Genomic DNA, 20,218 nt, shown 5'->3' on the forward strand with positions numbered 1-20,218 from the left:
AAACTTCCTGGGCTGGCCAGATAACTCGGAAGGGCTATCCGCCGCGGACAACGTCCGGACATTTTGGACTCTTTCAGCAAGCATTGCACCCGTGGCTACGTTCGCAGGAAGCTATGTGGTCACCCGGGAGTCCTATTACGGAACCCTCCGGCGCAGTGTGGTGTTGTCAGGGCTGAAGCAGGTGCTGATATCCAAATACTTGGCCGCAGCGATTGTTGGCCTCGCCACGGTCACCACAGGAACAGTGCTTTGGGGCGTCAGTGCGGCGTTTTCGCTGCCCTCGGGTGTGCTGGGCAAACTGCTGGCTGCAGAGTCCTGGAACCAGATGCCGGGTGTGATGCTGGCCGCGACCATGGGTTCATTGTGGGGATGTTCGCTGGGTTGGATCATCCGGCACTACTACGCGACCACCATACTCACCTTGCTGATTCCACTGGCCGTCGAGGTGCCACTCATGGCAAGTGCACCGGAAGTAGCGCGCTGGCTTCCCTCCGGAGCTCTGGCGGGAATTGCGTCCCTCCCCTTTGACGGACTTCTGGCACCATTTCCTGCTCTCCTTGTATCCCTGGGCTGGCTCATGGCGGCAGGTCTATGTGCCGTGCGTCTTCTCCTAGGGAAGGAGTTCTAGATGGTGTCAGCCTTTCTCTCTGACGTCAGAAGGCCCTGGTTGTGGCTGGGATCAGCCCTCTGCGCCCTCTTGGTGGCAGGGCTCGTGGGCGTACTCATTTGCATGGCGCGACTCGAATCTCAAACATCACCGGGGTTCGACCTTGTTCTCCGCCAAGCCGGCATGTCGCTCATGCTCACAGTGGCTGCGGTGATGGGGTCGTTCTCCTTTACCTCGGACTATAGGGCGGGCTGTTTCACGCGCAGGGTCTTGCTGTTTCAGCGCGCACCGGCGTTCACTGCCAGGTTAGTCAGCACCGTCCTGGCGGCGCTCCTTGCGGGAGCAACCGTAGGAGTGCTGTTCGGAGTTTCCGGAGAACTCATGGACAGCGCTTGGGGAATTACACCTCATGCAGTTCTGGCTTTCACGGGCACGGCCGCTATGGGATCGCTGTGGGGCTTTGCGCTGGGATCCCTCATCCGGAGCCAGATGGTGAGCCTCTTCGCGGTGCCGTTGAGCTTGGTACTTCCTGACCTCCTATCAGCCCCCTCAAGGAACGTCGAACAATTCCTCTTCCCAGTCTTGGCCGCTGACTGGGCTGACCACGTAGCAATCCACATACCAGCCACAGGTTCTTTTCTAGGGGCCATGATCTGGCTTGTAGTGGTTACAGCGGTTGCGTTCGGGATGTTCCTGAAGCGGGATCTGGCATGACATTTCATCTACTTCAATAAAGGAATTCGCAATGAACCGCAGTCCGTTGGTATGGCTCTTTCTGGCATTGGTCCTGGGCGCCTATGCCGTGACCATTTTCGTCTCCGATTCAGAGCAAACGTGGTGGTCCATCCTTTCCGGGATCTTCATAGCGGCCGCGTCCTTGGTGACACTGTGGAGGTTCAACCGGGAGGTCAGGAAAAACCGCCAACCGTGAATGGATCTACTGCGCCAAGGTTTACTTTCCAGGCTTTGCCGGTTTCACCACCATCGCCGAACCTCCGCCACGGCGTTGGGGCTCGGCTGCCGCGGTCAAAGATCCGTCCGGATTGAACTCGACGGCGGTTGCCGCCCCGATTTCAGCCGCGGACGTGAAAGCGTCCCCGGCCGGAACCAGATCGTGCCCCAACGACTCCAGCGCAGGGCCGTACGCGTCAATGAAGGCTGGCTCCGAACTGATGGTTGCACCATTCCGGGGTGCAGCCCGCGGGGCAGCCAAGGCCTCCGAAACCGTCATGCCCAAGTCCACGCGGTTCAGGATGGTCTGCAGCACAGTGGTGATAATGGTCGATCCGCCGGGGGAGCCCAGTGCCAGGAACGGCTTCTGGTCCTTCAAAATGATGGTGGGCGACATCGAGGACCGCGGCCGCTTGTTCGGTTCGATCCGGTTGGGGTCCTTGGGGTCATAGACGGTGCTGAAATCAGTCAGCTCGTTGTTCAGCAGGAAGCCCCGGCCCGGAACAACGATTCCCGAACCGCCCGTCTGCTCGATCGTCAGCGTGTATTCCACCACGTTGCCCCACTTGTCGGCGACCGTCAGGTTGGTGGTGGAAATGTTCTCTGTATCCGTCTCATTGGCGAGCGGTGCAGCAGCAGCCGGGCACGCGCCGTCGTATGTTTCTACGTTGCCGGGGGCTACTGGCTTGGGGGCTGCCGCCGCCGGATCTATTTCGCAGGAGCGTTCCTTGGCGAAGACGTCGTCCAGCAGCGTGCTGGTGGGGACCTTCACGAAAGCAGGATCACCAACGTAAGCGCCGCGGTCCGCGAAGGCCAACGAGCTGGCCTCGAAGTAGTGGTGCAGGGCATCCACTGGCGTCATGCCCTTGAGGTCGTAGTTTTCCAGGATGTTCAGGGACTCACCCACCGTGGTGCCGCCGCTGCTGGAAGGAGCCATGCCGTAGACGTCGTACCCCCGGTACTCAACCTTTGTGGGATCTTGGTCCACCACCTTGTAGTTGGCCAGGTCCTGGGTGGTCATGGAACCAACGGGGACAGGAAGCTCTGTTGTTGCCGTCTTGGGTGGAGCTTGCACGGTTTTGACGATTTCCTCGGCGAGAGGGCCGCCGTAGAAGGCGTCAGTGCCCTCCTTGGCCAGTTGCCTGTACGTCGCCGCAAGATCGTGGTTCTTGAAGACACTTCCGACGGCGGGAGCGTCACCACCGGGCAGGAACAGGTCCCGTGTGGAGGTGAAAGCGTCGAAGCGGAGTTTGTTGTCCAACGTTTGCTGGCGGAAGGTCTGGTCCACAACAAAACCGCGGTTTGCCACCTTGATGGCTGGTTTCAGCGCGTCTCCCAAGTCCATGCTTCCCCAGCGTTCCAGCGCGCGCTCCCACGTGGCGGGCGTGCCGGGGACGCCCACGGAGACTCCGCTGGTGACCAGGTCCGGTGTGAATTTGTAGGGCTTGCCGTCGGGGTCCGCGGGGTTGATGAAGGCGTCCGGCTTGATACCCGCCGGAGCTGTCTCGCGCCCGTCAATAGTTCCCACCTGCTTGGTCTTCGCGTCATAGAAGACGAAGTAGCCACCGCCTCCAATGCCGGCGCTGTAGGGCTCGGTAACACCCAGGGTTGCTGCTGCGGCCACGGCGGCGTCGGCAGCATTGCCGCCCTTTCGTAGTACTTCGATTGCGGCTGCGGAAGCCTCTGGATCTACCGTGCTGACGGCACCGCCGTAACCTGTGGCCGTGGCTGTCTTGTCGGTTTCGCGGGGGTCGGCGAAGGCCGGACTGGCCATCGCGCCGCTCGTCGCGGTCAGTGCCAATGCTGCCGTGACCGCAGCCAATTGACGTCTCACATGAGTCATGGTGTCTCCCAGAGTTGTTCCAGACGGTGATGTGGTGGACGGTCCGGTCACCCTACCCCGAGGCTCTGCAAGGGGACAACGGTTGATATTCGAGGGCTATTGGGGGTAAGGCGCCGGGCCGGCGCGGGGGGTCCCGCCCCCGTTCCTGGCCCCACACGACGCCACATCGTGCACCCTGGACGCTGCCGGTGTCTGCATGCTTGTGTGGCTCACGGACTGGCAAATTGCGGAAGATCATCTGCTCATCGAAGTGGGCGACTCCGTGGAGTGGACGGTCTACCCAGCCGACCGGGATTGGGTTTGGCGGTTGTTCGGCGATCGCCTGGCGATAGATTGGCAGCTCGATTCGTACGGGGAAGCTGTGGAGCAGCCTTCGCGTCGGGTTTCGGGGAAAGTCGCACAGCTAAGCAGCATCCGCTGTCGCCAGGAACGGGCGCGCGAAGGCCGCTTCCGGCTTAGTGATCGCTGAAGCGGGCGTCCCGCTCGTAATCTTCGAAACGCAGTTTCAGCGCCGCCTTCACCTGACCCGGTGCGTCGTCACCAATAAGAAGTCGAAGTCGCGGATCATCTACGTCCCCTACGTGCGCGAGGATCACGGCTGCCACATCCTCTGGTGAAGTTCCCCCGGCGGCTTCCGACGGCGGCCAAGGTACGCTTGCGGTGCCGAACAGTTCGGTTCGCAGTCCGTCATAGGCGGCAAGCGGAGCGCAGAAATGCATGCTGCCGCCGGCCCAGTCTGTATCGATCGCACCGGGCTCGGCCAAGGTGACCCGGATGCCGAACCGGCCCACCTCGGCAGCCATCGCCTCGGTGAATCCCTCCAGGCCCCACTTGGCCGAGTTATAGAGCCCCAGCATAGGCATGGTCCCCACGGCTCCGACAGTTGAGATCTGGACGATGTGCCCACGTCCCTGGTGGCGCATGACCGGAATCGCGGCTTGGCTAAGCCAGAGTGGACCTAGGAGGTCCGTGTCGAGGATGGCGCGTGCTTCGTCCTCGGTTGCTTCTTCTACCGCACCGATGAGGCCGTATCCCGCGTTGTTTACGAGCACATCCAGCCGCCCAAATTCCGCGACGGCCTGATCGACGGCGGCGAAGGCGCCCCGCCGGTCGCGAACATCGAGTTCCTGCACCAGGAGGCGTTGGTGGTCCGGCAGCGAGTGAGCACCTCGTGTCGTAGCAACTACTGCATGACCTGCTTCGAGTGCAGCGAGAGTCAGAGCGCGTCCCAGCCCTCGGTTCGCGCCAGAGATCATCCATGTTTGGGGTGAAGCCATGATTCCACCATATCAATAACTGGACGGACCGTCTCGTTTTAGCGGGTACCCTAGGAATATGGCGCGTCTGCGAACTCGAATATTGGTCTTTGAGGCGGCACTGACCCTGGTCCGGGAAGGCGGCCTCGGAAGCATTTCGATGGAAGGTGTGGCGGCGCGGGCCGGAGTGAGCAAGCAAACGCTGTACCGCACCTGGCCCTCGACCGGGGCGATTCTGTTCGATGCACTCCTGGCGCGGAGCTTCGGCGAGGACGGCATGGTCCACGTCCCCAACTCGGGCGATCTGGCGGTTGACCTGGAAGCACTCGTCGTTGCGACGATCGTAGAGTTGACCAACTCTACGCAGGAGCCCCTTCTGCGAGCCGTCACCGCAGCCATCCAGTCTGATGAGGTGCTGGCCTCCCAATATCGGGAACGGCTGCTGCTGCCTCAACTCAGGGCAATTGCTGACCGGCTTCGTCAAGGGGGTGTCGATGATCCGGACTCAGCTGCAGAACTGCTCTTGGGTCCGGTTTTCCACCGATGGCTCCTTCGCACCCATGCCTTTGAGCCCGATTGGGCGGGCCTGCACGTCCAACGCGTGCTTCGAGCCACCACACCACGGACGGAATTGTTGCCACCTGTTGCGGGTGGCCTGTGAGCTGCCGAATGCGGCGTCCATAACAGGACTCCGCATTCGGACCGCGTCCACCACTAACTGTGGGAAACCCTCGCGATGCCTCAGGCGCGGCGAACAGGCTGCTGCAGCTCGGTCACCCAGTCGGATTGATCGTCTGACACCGCCCGGACGTACAGTTCCCGGCACGGACCGGAGTGTACGAGCCCCCGGGCGAAGATCTCCGAATGAAGCGCCTGCCAGCTCTCCGCAATGTGTTCCATGGAGCCTAAGTGAACGCCACAGACGGCATTCTCGACCTGGGGCAGTTCAACGATCTCGAAGCCTTCGCGGGCTGGTCCCGAATAGGCATAGCCTGCGATGATTTGCAGGCCGTCTTCAACTGTCTCGTAGAGCGCAACCGGTGTCTCCAACGTTCCATTTTCGCCCCCGATGATCTGCGAGACAGCGTCAAAGGCGGGCCCCACGGTGCCTGCAACCTCGGGTTGTTCGGCTACGACCGCGCGGCGGGCTGCCAAGCGTACGGCCGGCAGGGATTTTTCGATAATTTCAATCTGTGACATGTGATTCTCTTTCTCGATGAGATGGAGCCGGCGTTGCACGTCCAGGAGCCTTGCAGCAGCGATCCGGTGTTCCTGCTCAACTTCTGCGCGGCGAATCCGCAAGAGAGCCGCGATCCGATCAGCCTCGACGCCTTGGTCAAGAATCGACGAGATGTCGTTGAGGCCGAAGCCAAGCTGGCGCAGGGCAACAATGCGGTGCAGCCGCTCAAGTTGAGACGGATCATAGGACCGGTAGCCGCTGAACTCGTCAACGTGGGCTGGTACGAGCAAACCCGCGGTGTCCCAATGCCGCAGCATCCGATGGGTCACCTGCCCGATCTGCGCGAAAGCTCCGATGGATAACATGACTCAGTTCTCTCGTCTTCCACAGTGTCAGAGTCAAGTATCGCCCGAACGCTGCTTTGTTTTGCTGAACATCGACGTCGGTGCGCACAGGATTGCGTTGACGGCGTAGCCTCGGCTTTATGGGGAAATCATGTGGTGTCACTGTTGTGGGCTTGGCCGCGATACTCGCAGGATGCGCGGCCTCACCATCGTCCATTTCCGAGTCTGATTTCAGGGGCGGACTTCCGTCGGAGGCGATTACCGCTGATCTGGATACCCACGCCAAGGAGCCGTACCTTTCCTTGGGTCCAGCGGCCGGATGGTTGGACGCCGGTGCAAAGTTTGCGGTCGCCCTCAGCGGCAGTTCCAGCTGTCCGGCTTTCCCCTCGTCGATTCAGGTGCTCAATTCACAGCACGTGAAGTTGGAGGTCGCGACCGATGATGCACAGGCCTGCACAGCCGACATGGCCCCACATACCTACGTCATCAAGACTCCCGCAGACGTGGACTCATCCCGTGAGGTCACGCTTGACGTCGGTGAGACGCGGGTGCTGCTGCCTCCATTGCCCCGGTAGCCAGAGCAGGAGGCGACTACAACGTCGCCGCGGTAACCAAGAGTCCGCCGGCGGATGCTCTACTGGCTGGCTCCCTGCCGGGAACCCCGGCGGGACAATATTTCCTGGACGCCGACGCCCACCAATCCGATGGCAAGAGCCAGCAGGATCGTGGGCAAGGCCCCTCCGTCCGGGCCAAGGGCTGCCGACAGAACTTGCCTGCCCATCAGCAGCATCTCCGGAATATCTCCGGCCAGCACTCGGGTTCCGAGGACGGCTTGGACGGCGGTGAACAGTGCCGGAAGCAGCCATAGGAGTACGAGGTTAAGCACCCAAGCAACCGCTCGACGGGCGGGTCGGAGGCCACACCACGCCAGCGCGGAACCCACCAGGACGGCGGGGACCCATCGCGCGATGGTCGGCACGGCAGTGGGTACATTGAGGAACCCCACCACGCTCACTACCCACACCACTGCCCACGAAGTGAAGGGAACAGCCATGAGCCCGAATCCGATGGTGGCTTTGACCTGGGAGGGTGAAGCGATGAGCAGCATGGCAACAAATGCCGCGATCACGGAACCGACGACGCCCGCGAGGAGGCCACCGAAGTAAAGGCTGGCCAAGGTGCCTGTGGCGAGGCCCTGGTGCATTACAGAAAATGATTGGACGGTGGCTGTGAAGTGCACCGCGAAAACACCGGCAGCCGTGCACCCCATGACGAGTCGACTGCGGGCGGGTGACCAGATGCGAACAGCAAGCCCGGCCAATGCTCCGCCAACCGTCAGCAGCGCGACAATGGTCGTCGCCTCGTACTGGCTCAGGGGTAGGAGAGCGGGAGGCATCTGAGCTGGCATCACTTGTGTGGCCCACAAGTTCTGAAGTGGCAGTGTGCCGCCCGTGATCCACCATGGCACCAGACCGACAATGCCGGCGAGAAGACCGATCAACCACCCCCACAAGGCGACCCGGCCGGGCGTTCTAGGAGGGTTCGGGGCTGGGGCGGAAGTCTGGGCAGTGTTCTCAGGGTGGCTCACGAGGCTCCTGGTATGAGTCTGAACGGAGTGCCGCCTAATTTAGGCGGGCAAGCCACCCATACTACACCGAATGGATTAATGGGCGTTGGGGGGGCGAGAGGTGAATATTCGCCTCCCGCCCCAGGGTCAGAGGTAGCTCTTTACGCTGGCCCGGAGAACTTCTGAGTGTTCGTAGATCTCCTCCAGTGAACTGATCGGAACTCTGGTCTCTTCTTTGTTTGCGTCAAACACGCCGATGTATTTCTGGGATCGGTTGAAGTGAAGGCGGGCTATTGGCTTCCTATTGTTGTCGTCCAAAAGCACCGCAAAATACGATTTAGCATCGCGTTGTACAACCCTGGTCGGCTTCACTTCACTGCAAACGATGGCCCTAACGATTTGGTATCCCTCGATTTCTTCAAGTGTTGTCTCGACGGCGTCGACTTCTGCAAGGTCCGCCTCTGCCGCGGGCTGACTCGACACTGCCGCAGATGCGATTTCGTCAGTGGGCGCATAGGCTTGAGCGCCAAGGGCTTTCTTCAATCGTTCGTTGACTTGGTCATTCAGAAACTGCTTTGTGGCTTTGCTGACCAATGCCGTGAACTGCTCGCGCACTCGCTGGGTATACGCGCCCGTATAAACGCGGGAGGTCAAAAACTTGATCCATTCGTCTTCGGGCTCGCGGAACTGCGCTGCGAGAGTTCTCTTCAGTTCACCGATGTATTTGAGCTCGTTTGCCGCACTGATAATGGAATCCAGATCAAAGACATCTTTGGAAAGTTTCTGAAGTTCAGGCAGGAGACTCTCGTCTATGTCGTTCAAATCCAGGATGAGGAAAGGCTTAGCATCCATGCGGTTTGGGGCATCGAGATCAGTAAAGAACTGATAAATCTCACCATTGGTCAGGATGGCGATCCGCGCATTGGTCACGGCAAAATATCGAAACAGCTGTGACGCATGCTCAATTTTAACAGGCTCAATCGACTTCTTGCACTCAATGAGTATCTGTACTTCGCCATCTTTCACGATGGCATAGTCAACTTTTTCACCCTTCTTGACGCCAACATCGGCGGTGAACTCAGGGACAACTTCCAGTGGATTGAAGACGTCGTAGCCGAGAATCGAGGAGATAAAGGGCATCACGAATGCATTTTTTGTTGCCTCTTCAGTCTCGATCACGCCTCGTTGCTGTCGCACTTTCGCGGCCAAAGCTGACAGTCGCTCTGCAAATTCCATTTGACCCCCATGGTCTAGATTTCGACACGTGAGCCAAACCTTAGCGGAGGGCTCGGAAAAAACCATGTAGGACGGGATTTCCACTGGTCGAGCCTTCAGGCCCGTGCCATCCCCAACACGTCCTCGATGATCTCCCGCCCAATAAACCGCAGCAACTCTGCCGACAACCCGGGGTCCTTGGAGGAGTCCCTGTCCGTGTAGTCGGTCAGTGCGTAGACGGACGTCAGGGACATTTCGGCCCACTGTTCACGTGCCAGCAGTGAGCGTCCCGCGACGGCGACGATGGGCCGCCCAAGGGAACGGCGGGCGACGGCGGCGGGCAGCTTTCCGGCCAGCGTCTGCTCATCGATGCTTCCTTCACCGGTGATGACCAGATCGCAGGCGTCTTTGCGGGTGTCGAAGTCCAGAAGGTCCAGGAAATAGTCTGCGCCGGAGACCTGCTCTGCGCCGAGGAGCAGGCAAGCGAAGCCGATGCCGCCGGCGCTTCCGGCGCCGGGGTGGTGGGCAAGTCCGGGATCAGCGAGTCCGGCGTCGGTGAGGACCGAAGCGAAGTGGACCAGTCCGGCGTCGAGTGTTGAGACCTCGGCGGGAGTGGCGCCCTTCTGGGGGCCGAAAACGGCCGCCGCGCCGGTGGGCCCGTGCAGGGGGTTGTGGACGTCTGTGGCGAGGATGAGTTCGACGCCGTCCAGCTCCGGGATGAGGGAGCCGGTCACCGAGTGGAGGCGGGGCAGCGAGCGGCCGGTGCCCTCCAGCAAAGAACCGGAGTTGTCCAGGAACTCCAGGCCCAGGGCGGTGAGCATTCCCATGCCGCCGTCGGTGCTGGAACTGCCGCCCAAAGCCAGCACAACCCGGGATGGACCCAGCGTCAACGCGAACCGGACGGCTTGGCCGAACCCACGGCTTGAAGCATCCAGTGGGGCAAGGGCGGAGCCCGGCAAGACGGCCAGGCCACAGGTGTTGGCGACCTCCACCACTGCCGTAACGCCGTCGAACGCTACGGTGGCGTGAACCGACTGCCCGGTGGGGCCGGTGACGGTGACGGAGTGGCGGCAGAAGCCGGAGGCGACGGCGGCGTCCACGCTGCCGTCACCTCCGTCTGCGAGGGGAAGGAGCTCACAGTGGACCGTTCCGGAACCATCCGACCCTGCTGAGCGGAGCCCTGCTGCCAGTGCAACGGCTACTTCGGCGGCGGTGAGGCTGCCTTTGAATTTGTCGGGAGCAATGAGAACGGTGCGGGTCATCTCAGACTGTCTCCGAGTAGGCGGGGCGGCGGTCGGCTGAGGCGGCTGGCCTGGATGGTCCATGGTCCGAGGCTGGTCCCGCACCAGATGAGGGGTCCTTTGGCCCGTGGTGCCCGTACTCGATCAGGTCGTCGTCGATGTCGGTGACCTGGTCAGCGTGGACGGGGTCCTCGGCGGGCAACGGTTCTACCGGTTCGCCGCGGAAGACCCGGCGGGCGCGGTCGGCGTCGAGGGTGCGGTCCCACCAGGCGATGAAGAGCGTGGCGACGGCGTTGCCGGTGAAGTTCACCAGGGCGCGGCATTCGGACATGAACTTGTCGATGCCGAAGATGAGCATGATGCCGGCCGCGGGGATGGTGCCAAGGGTGGTCAGTGTTGCGGTGAGGGCGATAAACCCGCCGCCCGCAACGCCTGCCGCGCCCTTGGAGGTCAGGAGCATGACGGCGAGGAGGCCCAGTTGCTGGCCGATGGTGAGGTCCGTGTTGGTGGCCTGGGCGATGTAGAGGGCGGCGAGGGAGAGGTAAATCGCGGCGCCGTCCAGGTTGAAGCTGTAGCCGGTGGGGACTACCAAGCCAACGGTCTCCTTCTTCACGCCGGCGTGCTCCAGCTTGCGCATCAGGCCGGGGAGGGCTGGCTCGGCGGTGGAGGTGCCCAGGATGAGCATGTATTCCTCTTTGAGGTGGCGGATCATGGTGAAGATATTCAGCTTCAGGAACGCCATGACGGAGCCGAGGACGATCACGACGAACAGGATCGAGGTGACGTAGAACAGTGCGATCAGTCCGCCCATGCTGGTCAGTGAGGAAACCCCGTATTTGCCCACGGCGTAGGCCATGGCCCCGAAGGCACCCAGCGGGGCGGCCTTCATGATGAAGCCCAGAATTTTGAACATCACGCTGGTGAGGCGTTGGACGCCGTCCAGCACGGGGGCACCGACCTTGCCCATGGCGTTCAGGGCGATGCCGAAGATCACTGCGATGAAGATGATCTGCAGGATGTTGCCTTCAACGAAGGGCGAGACCATGCTTTCGGGGATGATGTGCGTCAGGAACTGCCACCATTCCTGGTGCTGGCCGGCGTCGATTAGCTTGGCAGCGGAGTCGGAGGTTTCGATGGTGCTCGCATCTGCGTTGACGCCGTCACCGAGCCGGAAGATGTTGATGGCCACGAGGCCGAAAAGCATGGCGCAGATGGTCCCGATCTGGAAGTAGGTCAGGGCTTTCAAACCCGTCATTCCCACCTTCTTCAGGTCAGCCACGCTGGCGATGCCACCCACGATGGTCAGGAAGACGATGGGTCCGATGAGCATCTTCATCGCATCCACGAACGTGGTACCGATCGGTTCCATGGCGATGCCGGCCGCGGGGGCAAGCCATCCGACCAGGATGCCGACAACGATTGCGGTCAATACCCAGAAGTACAACTGCCTGTACCAGCGGGTCTTTGGTGGCGCCTTGGTGCCTGAAGTGGCTGATGTGCCGGAAGCGGCTGCGCCGTGGGTGCTGCTGTGGTCCATGATTCCTACCTCGTTGTGGAATGTCTCTGGAGTGAAACTGAAGGGAACGTTCGACGGCGGCGGGCCGGCCGCCGTCGAACGTTTGAGTCCGCGCTTTAGACGGTTGCGAGAGTGGTGACCAGTGCCTTGATGATGGCCTCGGTGACATCCTCGGTAGTGGCGTCGCCGCCGACGTCGCGGGTCAAGTGGCCTGAACCGGTGGCGGCTTCGATGGCGGCCTCCACACGGCGGGCTTCCTCATGCAGGCCGAAGTGGTCCAGCATGAGCGCGGCGCTGGCGATCGCACCGATCGGGTTGCTGATTCCCTGGCCGGCGATGTCCGGTGCGGAGCCGTGGACCGGTTCGAACATGGACGGGAAGCGGCGCTCCGGGTTCAGGTTGGCGCTGGCGGCCAGGCCAAGGCTACCGGCCAGTGCCGAGCCGAGGTCCGAGAGGATATCGGCATTAAGGTTGGACGCCACCACCACCGACAGGTCCTCGGGCTTGAGGATGAATTTGGCGCTCATCGCATCGACCAGCACGCTCTCGGTCTGCACATCCGGGTAGTCCAGGGCCACGCGGTTGAAGACTTCGTCCCAGAGCACCATGCCGTACTGCTGCGCGTTGGACTTGGTGACCGAGGAAACCTTCTTCACGGTGCGGGTCCGGGCGAGGTCGAACGCGAAACGCATGATGCGCTCGCAGCCCTTTTCGGTAAAGAGCGCAGTCTGAAGGGCGACTTCGTTGCCGGGGCCTCGGCCGCTCAGGTTGCGACCACCAAGGCCGGCATATTCGCCTTCGCTGTTCTCGCGGACAACCACCCAGTCGAGTTCGGTGTTGTCAGCCTTGCGGAGTGGGGACTGGACGCCGGGGAGGAATTTGACCGGGCGGATGTTGGCCCACTGGTCAAAGTTCTGCGTGATGTTCAGCCGCAGGCCCCAGAGGCTGATGTGGTCCGGTACGTTCTCCCAGCCAACGGCTCCAAAGTAGATGGCGTCAAAGTCCTTCAGGGCTTCCAGGCCCTTGGGATCCATCATGAGCCCGGTCTTTGCGTAGTACTCCGATCCCCACGGAAATTCGGTCCAGTCGAACGCGAACTTGCCGTTGGAGTTCTCAGCCAGAGCGTCTAATACGCGGCGGCCGGCGGAAACAACTTCCTTGCCTATGCCGTCGGCGGGGATCGATGCGATGCTGAATATCTGGGTGGCGCTCATGCCTACCTCCTCGTTGAGTTTGTTAGCAGTGAGCCTGTTAGCCGGGTCACACTGTTCTTCCTCTTCAAGTAGACGGCGGAGGGGTAGTCGGCGTCCAAGACCAGGTTTCGATACGGCTGATAGGTAGTACCTATCAGTCCCTGGTCCCAGCAGTGCTGGCGGTGTGGGAGGCAGCAACCTGTAGGAAGGCCTTGGCCGCAGGGGTGAGGTTTTCCTTCCGGCTGAGCACCGCGACATCCAGGTAGTTCACCGGTTCCACCAGCAAGGTCCGGAGCCCGGCCTTATGGGCAGTAGGCGCCCACGACGACGGCATCACGGCATGCCCCACACCGGCCAGGACCAGCGGCAAAATGGAGGTCCGGTGGGCAACTTCCACCACGATCTCCACCTCCACGCCATGGGCCAACGCATCATCCACGAGCCAGCGCATGAGTGATCCCCGCTGGCTGGCGATCAGCCGGTGGCCGCCGAGCTCCTCGCGCTGGATCGCTGTGTGGGTGGAGGGGAACGTGTCCGCCCGTGGATTGACGATTAGGATGAGCGGTTGCCGCTCCAGTTCAAGGACCTCGACGCCGGGTACCTTCACCGGCGTCGAAGAACCGGCCAGCCCTACCTCGTGGCTGCCGCTGCGCACCGACTCGATCACTTCCTCCGGAGTGAAAGCCGCACCAACATTGAGCCGAACGGACGGATGGCGTTGCGTGAACGCCGAGATCATGGAGGTCAGGGGCTCGATTCCCGGGGAGGGCATGGTGATGATGTCCAGCTTCCCGCTGCGGATCCCACGCAGGGACTGGACGGCTGCCTGTGCTGCATCCAGGTCCCGCATCACCAGCCTGGCTGGTCCCACCAACTCCTTGCCCGCCTCGCTCAGCACGGCCCGCCTGCCGATGCGGTGGAAGAGCGGAACGCCGAGTTCCTTCTCCAGGCCGGCTATGGTCTGGGACAGCGACGGTTGCGCAATGAGGAGATGCTCGGCTGCCCGGTTGAACCCGTCATGATCGACGACGGCGAGGAAGTACTTGAGCTTTCGCGTGTCCATGGGTTTCCTTCGGATCCTGGGTGGGGGCTCCGATAGTTTATGCCTATCAATCGGCTGGGTCAGTGGACGTCATGCCACCAGCCGTAGCGGCTTCTGCCCCAACTGCACCGTGATCTCCTGCCCCCACGATGCCGTGAGCCGGTCATCTTCCATGCCGTCGCCGAAGACCACCAGCTGATCGGAAGCGACGGTAATCCGCAGAACCTCGCCGCTTTCCAGGATGCCCTCGGTCAGTGAAGCTCCAGTGACGGGGGAGGGCCATGCTTCGCGGACGAACCACGCGAGCCGCGGATCGGTGGGTGCCGGGAGGGCCCGCCCTCCGCGTTCCAAGGCGATCGAGGCGCACCAGCCCGTGGCGCCGGTGCCCGTGGAAACGATAAGGCCCGACGACGACTGCCGCTCGTTCTGCCCGCCTGGAACCGTGACGCTCGGAACGGTGATGGAGTACTTGGCGGATTGGTGTGAGGCGTGCCCGATGAAAACTTCGTTGAGCGCCGAAAGCTGCTGACCGTCGTCGAGCGTTGCCGTCACGGTGGTGAGATTTTGGCAGCGAAGGCGGGCAACGTCTCCACTCCCCAGAAGGGCCGCGGCCGCTGCAGGGGTGTGCCGGACCAGGACGCCGGGGTTGGCGCCGGGCTCGGGGTCGATTCCGATCACCGGCTGCCCGTTCAGGTATTTAGCGACATTCGCTACGAGCCCGTCCTGCCCCACCACGGCAATGATGTCCTCGGCGGTGAGCAGGAAGCGGCTGAGGTCGGCACGTTCCACTTCGGCCTGCCGCCAATCAGATGGTACGGAAGCCCTGATGGTGGCGAGGGCGGAAGTGAGCCGATCGTGCCGGTCTTGAACGTCCTGGATGCTGCGGCCGCGGGTGCGGAGGAAAAATTCGGCCTGGCCGCGGGTAGCGTGCCGGTCCAGGAGTTCCTGGAGTTCCGTCCGCCGGTGGACGATGACGATGCGCGGGGTTGCCATGGGGTGACCTTACTTGGCTTCGGCTGTTGCGTTGGGTTCCTTCAACAGGCCGGCAAGTGCTCCGCTGAGCAGGTCCGGGGTAATGGTGAGGTTACCGATGTTCGGCAGGCTGCCGGCCGCATCCTTGAGTGCCAACGCGAGGAGCGTGGCCTGTTCCATGCCGCGGTAGACCTCCATGGTTGCTGCTTCGCGGGCCGCTGCTGCTTCGCCCACCAACCGGATCTGGTGTGCTTCAGCCTCGGCGCCAATACCTTTTCGTTCAGCTGAACCCTGTGCCTCAATCAGACCGGCGGCAGCTTTCTCTTCGGCGGCGCGGCGGGCGTTGGCACCCTCCTGGGCCACCAAGTTCTCCCGCCGGACGGCGAGTTCAATCTGGCTCGCCATCTCGTTTTCGGAAATAGTGCGTTCGCGTTCGACGGCGACTGCCCGCCTCTCGTACACGGCCCGGTCCGCTTCGGCTTGGAGCTGTTCACGCACGGGTGTCTGCAGGGCACGTTCCACGTCGGCTTCGGGGCGAATAGCGAGGACCTGAACGCCGAGGATTTCGATGCCGGTGGACTGGAGCCTCGCGTCGGCACGGAGTGCGTCGGTCAGCACCAGACGGAGTTGGCTGACTCCGCGTGCCAATGCTTCGGCCAGTGTGGTGGTGGCGATCTGGTCGATCGCGTGGCTCTGGCAGAGCTGGCCGATGATGGTGGACACCTGCTCGCGTCCGGTTGCAGGTGCTTTGCCGGCGGTCTGGAGCCCGAAGTCGAGTCGGGTGGAGACGGCCACGGGATCAATGAAGCGGTAGGTTACATTGGCCTGAACGCTGACGTCCTGGTGGTCGCGGGTGATGGCGTGGAAGAGGGTGGGCAGTTCCTGATCGTCCACAGGAACCTCGCTGAGGACGGAGTTTGCGGGGCGGAAGAAGAATGCCTGACCCACGCCCTGGTGCCTGACTGTCCCTTTCTGGAGGTGTACGACGTAACCGGTGGGGCTGCCAAGGAAGTGGCTGATCCAGGGGTAGCGCTTGATGATTGCCATGATGTTCGCCTCTTTCGTTTGTTTCTCGTCAAGTTGACGATAACTAAACAATAGAGTCACCAAGCTTTATTGTCAACATGACGATAACTATCTAGAATTGATGCATGCCTGCATCCCATCCAGCGCCCGAACGCTTCCCGGTGACGGTCGACGTCGTCGCCCTGACTGTGCGCGACGGCGAGTTGAACGTCCTTCTCATCACCCGCCTCATCGACCCCTTCAAGGGCAAGCCTGCGCTCCCCGGCGGTTTCGTTCTCGCCGGCGAGGAACTGTTTGAGGCAGCCGGCCGGGAGCTCGCGGAGGAAACCGGCGTCGAGCATCTTCCGGGACACCTGGAACAGTTGGGCAGTTACGGCCCGAAGGGGCGCGACCCCCGCGGTGACGTCCTCACTGTGGCGCACCTGCTCCTGGCACCGGACTTTCCGCTGTTGTCGGCGGGCAGCGACGCTGAACATGCCGCGTGGTATCCGGTGCGGGACATCCTTGACGGGAAGCTCGAGCTGGCCTTCGATCACGCACGCATCCTTGACGACGCCTTGGAGCGGGCAAAGTCCAAACTCGAATACTCACCCCTGGGCGCCGCATTCTGCGACGAGGAATTCACCATCGCCCAGCTCCGCGCAGTGTACGAGGCAGTGTGGGGGACGCGCCTTGACCCGCGGAACTTCCACAGAAAAGCCACCGGAACGCCGGGCTTCCTGGAGGACACAGGACGAATGACAACGGGCGACGCCGGTCGGCCGGCTGCCCTGTTCAGGCTCGCCCCCGAGGCGCGTCCGACGCCGGGCCAGCCCACCCGCGCGGTACTGAACCCGCCGCTGATGCGGCCGAGAGAATAACGTACCTGCGCACCCACCTGGGTAACAGCAAACGCTCTACTGAGGGCTCAATAGGCCGTCATCTGTCCCTCAGTTTGCCAGCATGGGTCAGGATGGACGCTGCTGTGGACTCGGGGTCCTGCGTGGAGATGAGCTACGTGCGGCTGGGGGTCTCCAGGACGATGGCCGGACCGCCGACCAGCAGCCCCCACGTTCGCTGGCCCAAGTACCGGACGCCGAAGCCTTCGATCATGGAACTGGATGGCGCAGGGGAGGCATCAACGATGTCCTGCAGCGGAATTGTCTTGGAGTAGAACGGCCGACATTTGACCGTCAGGTTCTGGCCTGTCGCTTCGATGGTCACGCTTATTCGGAGTACCGAAACTGTCAGGAGCGCAATCGCCGCAACCAGCGCTGCGCTCATCATCAGAACTCCGCTGGGAATGGCCGTTGCAATGATGAAGAAACAGAGCAGGCCCACCACGCTAGCGATGACCTTCTGAGAGCCGCGACCGATTCGGGCCTCTGAAATCATTGGTGACTTCCATGGGAGTGTTTGCCAAATGTGCGCATGGGGCGAGCCTACTTGTCGTGGAATGGGGAACCAGTCAAGTGGTCACGTGGCCAGAAGGTGACGGGCTGCCCAACTGGGTAGCAGCAGAGCGCGTTTTGAGCCGTCAAAACGCGCTCTGATGCGACTCAGTTGGGAGAGCGGGCGGGGGGTTTGGTGGCAGATGTGATCGCGCGGTTCAGCTGGGCCAGGGCGTCGCCGGGTTTGCCGTTGGCGTCCACCTCAACAAAGTTTTCATACTCGGGTAGCGAACGGTATGCCTCCCGGAACGCCCGCAGATCCGCCACGGTTTCCTTGTCCGTGCCACGGGCCATGACCCGCGCGTGGGCAACGGTGGGATCTGCGTCGAAGTGAACGTGAGCGTCGGCTGCGGGCAGCTTCTCCAGCAGCCACGGAAGCAGCCGCCCACGCCGCAAGCCGTATGCTTTCCGGAGTGCCAGCTGGCAGTGGAGATGGCGGTCCATCACCACCAAGCCATCAAAATGCCGGGCCCGCGCATGATTGACCAGCACGTTGAACAATCGAACGCCGGTTTCAATGACGTCCAATACGCGCGGTGGCAGCTGCCAACCGAAACGTTCAGACCACAGCGATAGTCGGCGCCGGGCGGCGTGATTACTGAGCAGCAGGGCGCTTCGTCCTTCAGCTCGAGCGGAATCGACCAAGGCATGGGCCGCCGTCGTTTTTCCTGAGCCGTCAATTCCCGTCAGAACAATGAGCATGAGCCCTCCCTTCGTCTTCTGTACAACTCGTTCCATGTACAACGCGGGGAGGGCGCCACTTGTGCCGATTGAGGCGCAGATCACATCACGGGGCAGCTTAGTCCACAGGCCGCCACGTGAAGCGGGGCTGTTCCCGATTCAGGAATGCGCTGATGCCGATCCCCATATCCGGGCTGTCCGGCATCGCCGACCAAGCCTCAGCCCATTCCCGATCAACATCGGATGGGGCGGCGTTCATCAGTCTTTTCATGGCATGCATGGAGAACCGGGAGCGGCTCCGCAGCGTGCTGACAAGTGCTGCGCACTTGTCCTCAAAGGATTCGGAAGGCACGACGTCGGCCACCAGCCCGAGCGCCCGGGCCTCGGTTGCGCTGAACGTCAGTCCGGTGAGGAGGATGTACTTGGCGTTGGCATGTCCCACAAGGCGGACGAGCCGTTCGATGCCCGGGCGGGGGTAAATGATCCCGATCTTGGCCGGAGTCAGCCCGATCACCGCACGTTCGTTGGCGATGATGAAGTCGCAAGCCGAAGCGATCTGCCAGCCGCCGCCCATACAGGCGCCATCCACCAAAGCGACGGAAGGCTTGGACAGGGAAGCGATGGCTGCATCGGCCCCACTGAGATGATCCACGGAGGTGCCGTCCGGTTGAGGATCCACCAGGACCGACGCCAGCTCACTGATGGAAGCCCCGGCGCAGAACGTGTCCCCGGCACCCCTCAGCACCACCACCGCAACATCCGGATCGGCGTCCAGGCGTGGCATGAGTTCCTGGATTTCCAAGCACATACCCCGGGTCAGGGCGTTCCGCTGTGCCAGGTTGCAGATCTCCACGGTGGCCACGCCATCAATGATCGAGACGGACATACGGCCTGCCCTGACGTCGGAAACCGTGGTCATCGCTGTGCTCCAATCTTTGCCGGCCCGCACATGATGCGGCCTTCGCGCTCAAGCCGGGTGACGTCGTCGTGCGTCATTCCAAACTCCATCAGTACATCCGCGGTGTGCTCGCCCAGAAGCGGTGGGGGCGAGAGGACCTCGCTGGCCTCGCCATTCAGGCTGAGGGGGCCACGGAGCAAGGGGAGCTCGGAGCCGTCCAGGCGCTCGCGGCGTTGCACCAGTCCCAAAGAAGAAACCTGCTCCGAGGCGAGGGCCTGCGTGTAGTCATAAATAGGGCCGCAAGGGATCCCGGCCTGGCTGATCAGAGGAACCCACTCGGCGGCGGATTTGGCCGCCAGGGCAGTTTCGATGAGCTCCGACAACTGATCCCTGTTGGCAGATCTGTCCGCCCCGGTAACGAACCTGGGGTCCTCTACAGCCCAGGGAACACCGATCAAGCCGCAGAACGCCCGCCACTGCTTGTCGCTTCCCACAGCAATATTGATGGACTCCGTGGCTGTGGCGAACATGCCGTAAGGGGCAATCACAGGGTGGTTATTGCCCTGCGGTGTGGGCGCTTGGCCGAGGCTAAGTGCCTTCTGTCCTTGGAAAGCGGACAAATTCAGTGCGGTTTCCAGAAGGGACGTGGACACCCGGCTGGGACGCTCGCCGTTCCGTGCACCCATGAGCGAGGCCACGATTCCAAACGCGCAGATCATTCCGGAGGTGATATCCACAATGGGCACACCTACGCGGTAGGCCGAGCCCGGTCCGGGGCCTGTCACCGACATCAGCCCGGACATACCCTGGATGACCTGGTCCAGGCCGGCGTCGTCCTTGAGGGGGCCGGTATTGCCGAATCCGGTCACGGATCCCACTACGAGCCCCGGGTTCAGCTCTTCCAGCCGGGCAGGAGTGAAGCTCATTTTCTCCAGTGTGCCGGGCTTGAAGTTTTCCACCAGGACGTCCGCGTCGGCGATCAAGCCTGAGAGGATTTCGCGTCCCTCTTCAGAGTAGAAGTCGATGCACACGGAGACTTTGTTGCGGTTAACGGAGTCGAAGTACAAGCTATGGCCGTCCTGGAACGGGGGCCACTGGCGGGCCGTGTCACCGCCGTTGACGCTTTCCACTTTGATGATCCTGGCACCCATGTCGGCCAGGAGCGCGGTGCAGTAGGGGCCGGCGAGGGCACGGCTGAGGTCGATAACGGTTATCCCGCGGAGTGGTTTGAGCATGGTGTGCACCTTTCGTGCCTT

Annotated in this window: 21 protein-coding genes; 6 read left to right on the plus strand and 15 right to left on the minus strand. The window is 62.1% G+C overall.

Translation table 11 applies throughout. From position 1 onward, the window contains the following. Positions 1–91: 91 nt before the first annotated feature. From MOD31_RS08255 to MOD31_RS08265, 3 genes are read left to right on the plus strand one after another with little or no spacing between them, the layout of a single operon-like run. The gene (locus MOD31_RS08255) at positions 92–628 is read left to right on the plus strand and encodes a hypothetical protein (protein ID WP_250820299.1); all 537 of its coding nucleotides are present in this window, start codon (positions 92–94) and stop codon (positions 626–628) included. Further along, entirely contained in the window at positions 629–1,321 is a 693-nt protein-coding gene (locus tag MOD31_RS08260; protein WP_250820300.1) for a hypothetical protein, read from the plus strand. A gap of 31 nt (positions 1,322–1,352) precedes the next feature. Continuing rightward, the gene (locus MOD31_RS08265) at positions 1,353–1,538 is read left to right on the plus strand and encodes a SoxR reducing system RseC family protein (RefSeq protein ID WP_250820301.1); all 186 of its coding nucleotides are present in this window, start codon (positions 1,353–1,355) and stop codon (positions 1,536–1,538) included. A gap of 21 nt (positions 1,539–1,559) precedes the next feature. On the opposite strand, the gene ggt is transcribed toward MOD31_RS08265, so the two are convergent. Together ggt and MOD31_RS08275 are read right to left on the minus strand one after the other, a co-directional pair. Then, entirely contained in the window at positions 1,560–3,401 is a 1,842-nt protein-coding gene (ggt, locus tag MOD31_RS08270) for a gamma-glutamyltransferase (protein ID WP_223940942.1), read from the minus strand. Between the two features lie 455 nt (positions 3,402–3,856). After that, the gene (locus tag MOD31_RS08275) at positions 3,857–4,678 is read right to left on the minus strand and encodes an SDR family NAD(P)-dependent oxidoreductase (RefSeq protein ID WP_243753323.1); all 822 of its coding nucleotides are present in this window, start codon (positions 4,676–4,678) and stop codon (positions 3,857–3,859) included. 58 nt (positions 4,679–4,736) lie between these two features. Between MOD31_RS08275 and MOD31_RS08280 the strand changes: the two genes are divergently transcribed. After that, positions 4,737–5,318 (plus strand): TetR/AcrR family transcriptional regulator, encoded by a 582-nt coding sequence (locus MOD31_RS08280; protein WP_250820302.1) that lies wholly within the window; start codon positions 4,737–4,739, stop codon positions 5,316–5,318. An 80-nt stretch (positions 5,319–5,398) separates the two neighbouring features. Here the strand turns inward: MOD31_RS08280 and MOD31_RS08285 are convergent, their stop codons facing one another. Continuing rightward, complete coding sequence (locus tag MOD31_RS08285; protein ID WP_250820303.1) at positions 5,399–6,202, minus strand: MerR family transcriptional regulator; 804 nt, start codon at positions 6,200–6,202, stop codon at positions 5,399–5,401. A gap of 119 nt (positions 6,203–6,321) precedes the next feature. Between MOD31_RS08285 and MOD31_RS08290 the strand changes: the two genes are divergently transcribed. Next, the gene (locus tag MOD31_RS08290; RefSeq protein WP_250820304.1) at positions 6,322–6,756 is read left to right on the plus strand and encodes a hypothetical protein; all 435 of its coding nucleotides are present in this window, start codon (positions 6,322–6,324) and stop codon (positions 6,754–6,756) included. A 59-nt stretch (positions 6,757–6,815) separates the two neighbouring features. On the opposite strand, the gene MOD31_RS08295 is transcribed toward MOD31_RS08290, so the two are convergent. The 8 genes from MOD31_RS08295 to MOD31_RS08330 form a co-directional block, all read right to left on the minus strand. Continuing rightward, positions 6,816–7,577 (minus strand): hypothetical protein, encoded by a 762-nt coding sequence (locus MOD31_RS08295; RefSeq protein ID WP_250820305.1) that lies wholly within the window; start codon positions 7,575–7,577, stop codon positions 6,816–6,818. A gap of 318 nt (positions 7,578–7,895) precedes the next feature. Continuing rightward, positions 7,896–8,984 carry a type I restriction endonuclease gene (locus MOD31_RS08300; protein ID WP_223940940.1) on the minus strand — a complete coding sequence of 363 codons (1,089 nt, stop codon included), beginning with the start codon at positions 8,982–8,984 and terminating at the stop codon, positions 7,896–7,898. Between the two features lie 95 nt (positions 8,985–9,079). Further along, the gene (locus tag MOD31_RS08305) at positions 9,080–10,225 is read right to left on the minus strand and encodes a glycerate kinase (RefSeq protein ID WP_250820306.1); all 1,146 of its coding nucleotides are present in this window, start codon (positions 10,223–10,225) and stop codon (positions 9,080–9,082) included. A gap of 1 nt (position 10,226) precedes the next feature. Beyond that, positions 10,227–11,741, minus strand: a complete 1,515-nt coding sequence (gene dctA, locus MOD31_RS08310; RefSeq protein ID WP_223940938.1) for a C4-dicarboxylate transporter DctA — start codon at positions 11,739–11,741, stop codon at positions 10,227–10,229. Between the two features lie 95 nt (positions 11,742–11,836). Continuing rightward, positions 11,837–12,934 carry a tartrate dehydrogenase gene (locus tag MOD31_RS08315; RefSeq protein WP_250820307.1) on the minus strand — a complete coding sequence of 366 codons (1,098 nt, stop codon included), beginning with the start codon at positions 12,932–12,934 and terminating at the stop codon, positions 11,837–11,839. Between the two features lie 133 nt (positions 12,935–13,067). Beyond that, positions 13,068–13,976: a LysR family transcriptional regulator gene (locus MOD31_RS08320; RefSeq protein ID WP_250820308.1), complete on the minus strand. Its 909-nt coding sequence runs from the start codon at positions 13,974–13,976 to the stop codon at positions 13,068–13,070. 69 nt (positions 13,977–14,045) lie between these two features. Next, a complete protein-coding gene (locus MOD31_RS08325) occupies positions 14,046–14,948 on the minus strand; it encodes a hypothetical protein (protein ID WP_250820309.1) in 903 nt (300 codons plus the stop codon). Positions 14,949–14,957: 9 nt separating this feature from the next. Further along, positions 14,958–15,974, minus strand: coding sequence for an SPFH domain-containing protein (locus MOD31_RS08330; protein WP_250820310.1), 1,017 nt, complete (start codon positions 15,972–15,974; stop codon positions 14,958–14,960). Positions 15,975–16,078: 104 nt separating this feature from the next. Here MOD31_RS08330 and MOD31_RS08335 point away from each other — a divergent pair, with 104 nt between their 5' ends. Then, the gene (locus tag MOD31_RS08335) at positions 16,079–16,813 is read left to right on the plus strand and encodes an NUDIX domain-containing protein (protein ID WP_250820311.1); all 735 of its coding nucleotides are present in this window, start codon (positions 16,079–16,081) and stop codon (positions 16,811–16,813) included. A gap of 133 nt (positions 16,814–16,946) precedes the next feature. Here MOD31_RS08335 and MOD31_RS08340 read toward each other — a convergent pair whose 3' ends face one another. From MOD31_RS08340 to MOD31_RS08355, 4 genes are all read right to left on the minus strand, one after another. Next, positions 16,947–17,327, minus strand: coding sequence for a hypothetical protein (locus tag MOD31_RS08340; RefSeq protein WP_250820312.1), 381 nt, complete (start codon positions 17,325–17,327; stop codon positions 16,947–16,949). Positions 17,328–17,491: 164 nt separating this feature from the next. After that, positions 17,492–18,085, minus strand: coding sequence for an AAA family ATPase (locus MOD31_RS08345; protein ID WP_250820313.1), 594 nt, complete (start codon positions 18,083–18,085; stop codon positions 17,492–17,494). A gap of 97 nt (positions 18,086–18,182) precedes the next feature. Next, positions 18,183–18,983: an enoyl-CoA hydratase/isomerase family protein gene (locus MOD31_RS08350; RefSeq protein WP_250820314.1), complete on the minus strand. Its 801-nt coding sequence runs from the start codon at positions 18,981–18,983 to the stop codon at positions 18,183–18,185. Then, a complete protein-coding gene (locus MOD31_RS08355) occupies positions 18,980–20,197 on the minus strand; it encodes a CaiB/BaiF CoA-transferase family protein (protein ID WP_250820315.1) in 1,218 nt (405 codons plus the stop codon). Before MOD31_RS08355 ends, MOD31_RS08350 begins: the two co-directional genes overlap by 4 nt. Between the last annotated feature and the right edge of the window lie 21 nt (positions 20,198–20,218).

It is taken from the genome of Paenarthrobacter sp. TYUT067 (assembly GCF_023656375.1).
Lineage (GTDB): Bacteria > Actinomycetota > Actinomycetes > Actinomycetales > Micrococcaceae > Arthrobacter.

What these genes read in the sequence shown, in the direction of transcription:
- MOD31_RS08260 (WP_250820300.1), top strand. Translation starts at nt 629, where the DNA reads ATGGTGTCAGCCTTTCTCTCTGACGTCAGAAGGCCCTGGTTGTGGCTG.
- MOD31_RS08265 (WP_250820301.1), top strand. Translation starts at nt 1,353, where the DNA reads ATGAACCGCAGTCCGTTGGTATGGCTCTTTCTGGCATTGGTCCTGGGC.
- ggt (WP_223940942.1), bottom strand. Translation starts at nt 3,401, where the DNA reads ATGACTCATGTGAGACGTCAATTGGCTGCGGTCACGGCAGCATTGGCA.
- MOD31_RS08275 (WP_243753323.1), bottom strand. Translation starts at nt 4,678, where the DNA reads ATGGCTTCACCCCAAACATGGATGATCTCTGGCGCGAACCGAGGGCTG.
- MOD31_RS08280 (WP_250820302.1), top strand. Translation starts at nt 4,737, where the DNA reads ATGGCGCGTCTGCGAACTCGAATATTGGTCTTTGAGGCGGCACTGACC.
- MOD31_RS08285 (WP_250820303.1), bottom strand. Translation starts at nt 6,202, where the DNA reads ATGTTATCCATCGGAGCTTTCGCGCAGATCGGGCAGGTGACCCATCGG.
- MOD31_RS08290 (WP_250820304.1), top strand. Translation starts at nt 6,322, where the DNA reads ATGGGGAAATCATGTGGTGTCACTGTTGTGGGCTTGGCCGCGATACTC.
- MOD31_RS08295 (WP_250820305.1), bottom strand. Translation starts at nt 7,577, where the DNA reads ATGCCTCCCGCTCTCCTACCCCTGAGCCAGTACGAGGCGACGACCATT.
- MOD31_RS08300 (WP_223940940.1), bottom strand. Translation starts at nt 8,984, where the DNA reads ATGGAATTTGCAGAGCGACTGTCAGCTTTGGCCGCGAAAGTGCGACAG.
- MOD31_RS08305 (WP_250820306.1), bottom strand. Translation starts at nt 10,225, where the DNA reads ATGACCCGCACCGTTCTCATTGCTCCCGACAAATTCAAAGGCAGCCTC.
- dctA (WP_223940938.1), bottom strand. Translation starts at nt 11,741, where the DNA reads ATGGACCACAGCAGCACCCACGGCGCAGCCGCTTCCGGCACATCAGCC.
- MOD31_RS08315 (WP_250820307.1), bottom strand. Translation starts at nt 12,934, where the DNA reads ATGAGCGCCACCCAGATATTCAGCATCGCATCGATCCCCGCCGACGGC.
- MOD31_RS08320 (WP_250820308.1), bottom strand. Translation starts at nt 13,976, where the DNA reads ATGGACACGCGAAAGCTCAAGTACTTCCTCGCCGTCGTCGATCATGAC.
- MOD31_RS08325 (WP_250820309.1), bottom strand. Translation starts at nt 14,948, where the DNA reads ATGGCAACCCCGCGCATCGTCATCGTCCACCGGCGGACGGAACTCCAG.
- MOD31_RS08330 (WP_250820310.1), bottom strand. Translation starts at nt 15,974, where the DNA reads ATGGCAATCATCAAGCGCTACCCCTGGATCAGCCACTTCCTTGGCAGC.
- MOD31_RS08335 (WP_250820311.1), top strand. Translation starts at nt 16,079, where the DNA reads ATGCCTGCATCCCATCCAGCGCCCGAACGCTTCCCGGTGACGGTCGAC.
- MOD31_RS08340 (WP_250820312.1), bottom strand. Translation starts at nt 17,327, where the DNA reads ATGATTTCAGAGGCCCGAATCGGTCGCGGCTCTCAGAAGGTCATCGCT.
- MOD31_RS08345 (WP_250820313.1), bottom strand. Translation starts at nt 18,085, where the DNA reads ATGCTCATTGTTCTGACGGGAATTGACGGCTCAGGAAAAACGACGGCG.
- MOD31_RS08350 (WP_250820314.1), bottom strand. Translation starts at nt 18,983, where the DNA reads ATGACCACGGTTTCCGACGTCAGGGCAGGCCGTATGTCCGTCTCGATC.
- MOD31_RS08355 (WP_250820315.1), bottom strand. Translation starts at nt 20,197, where the DNA reads ATGCTCAAACCACTCCGCGGGATAACCGTTATCGACCTCAGCCGTGCC.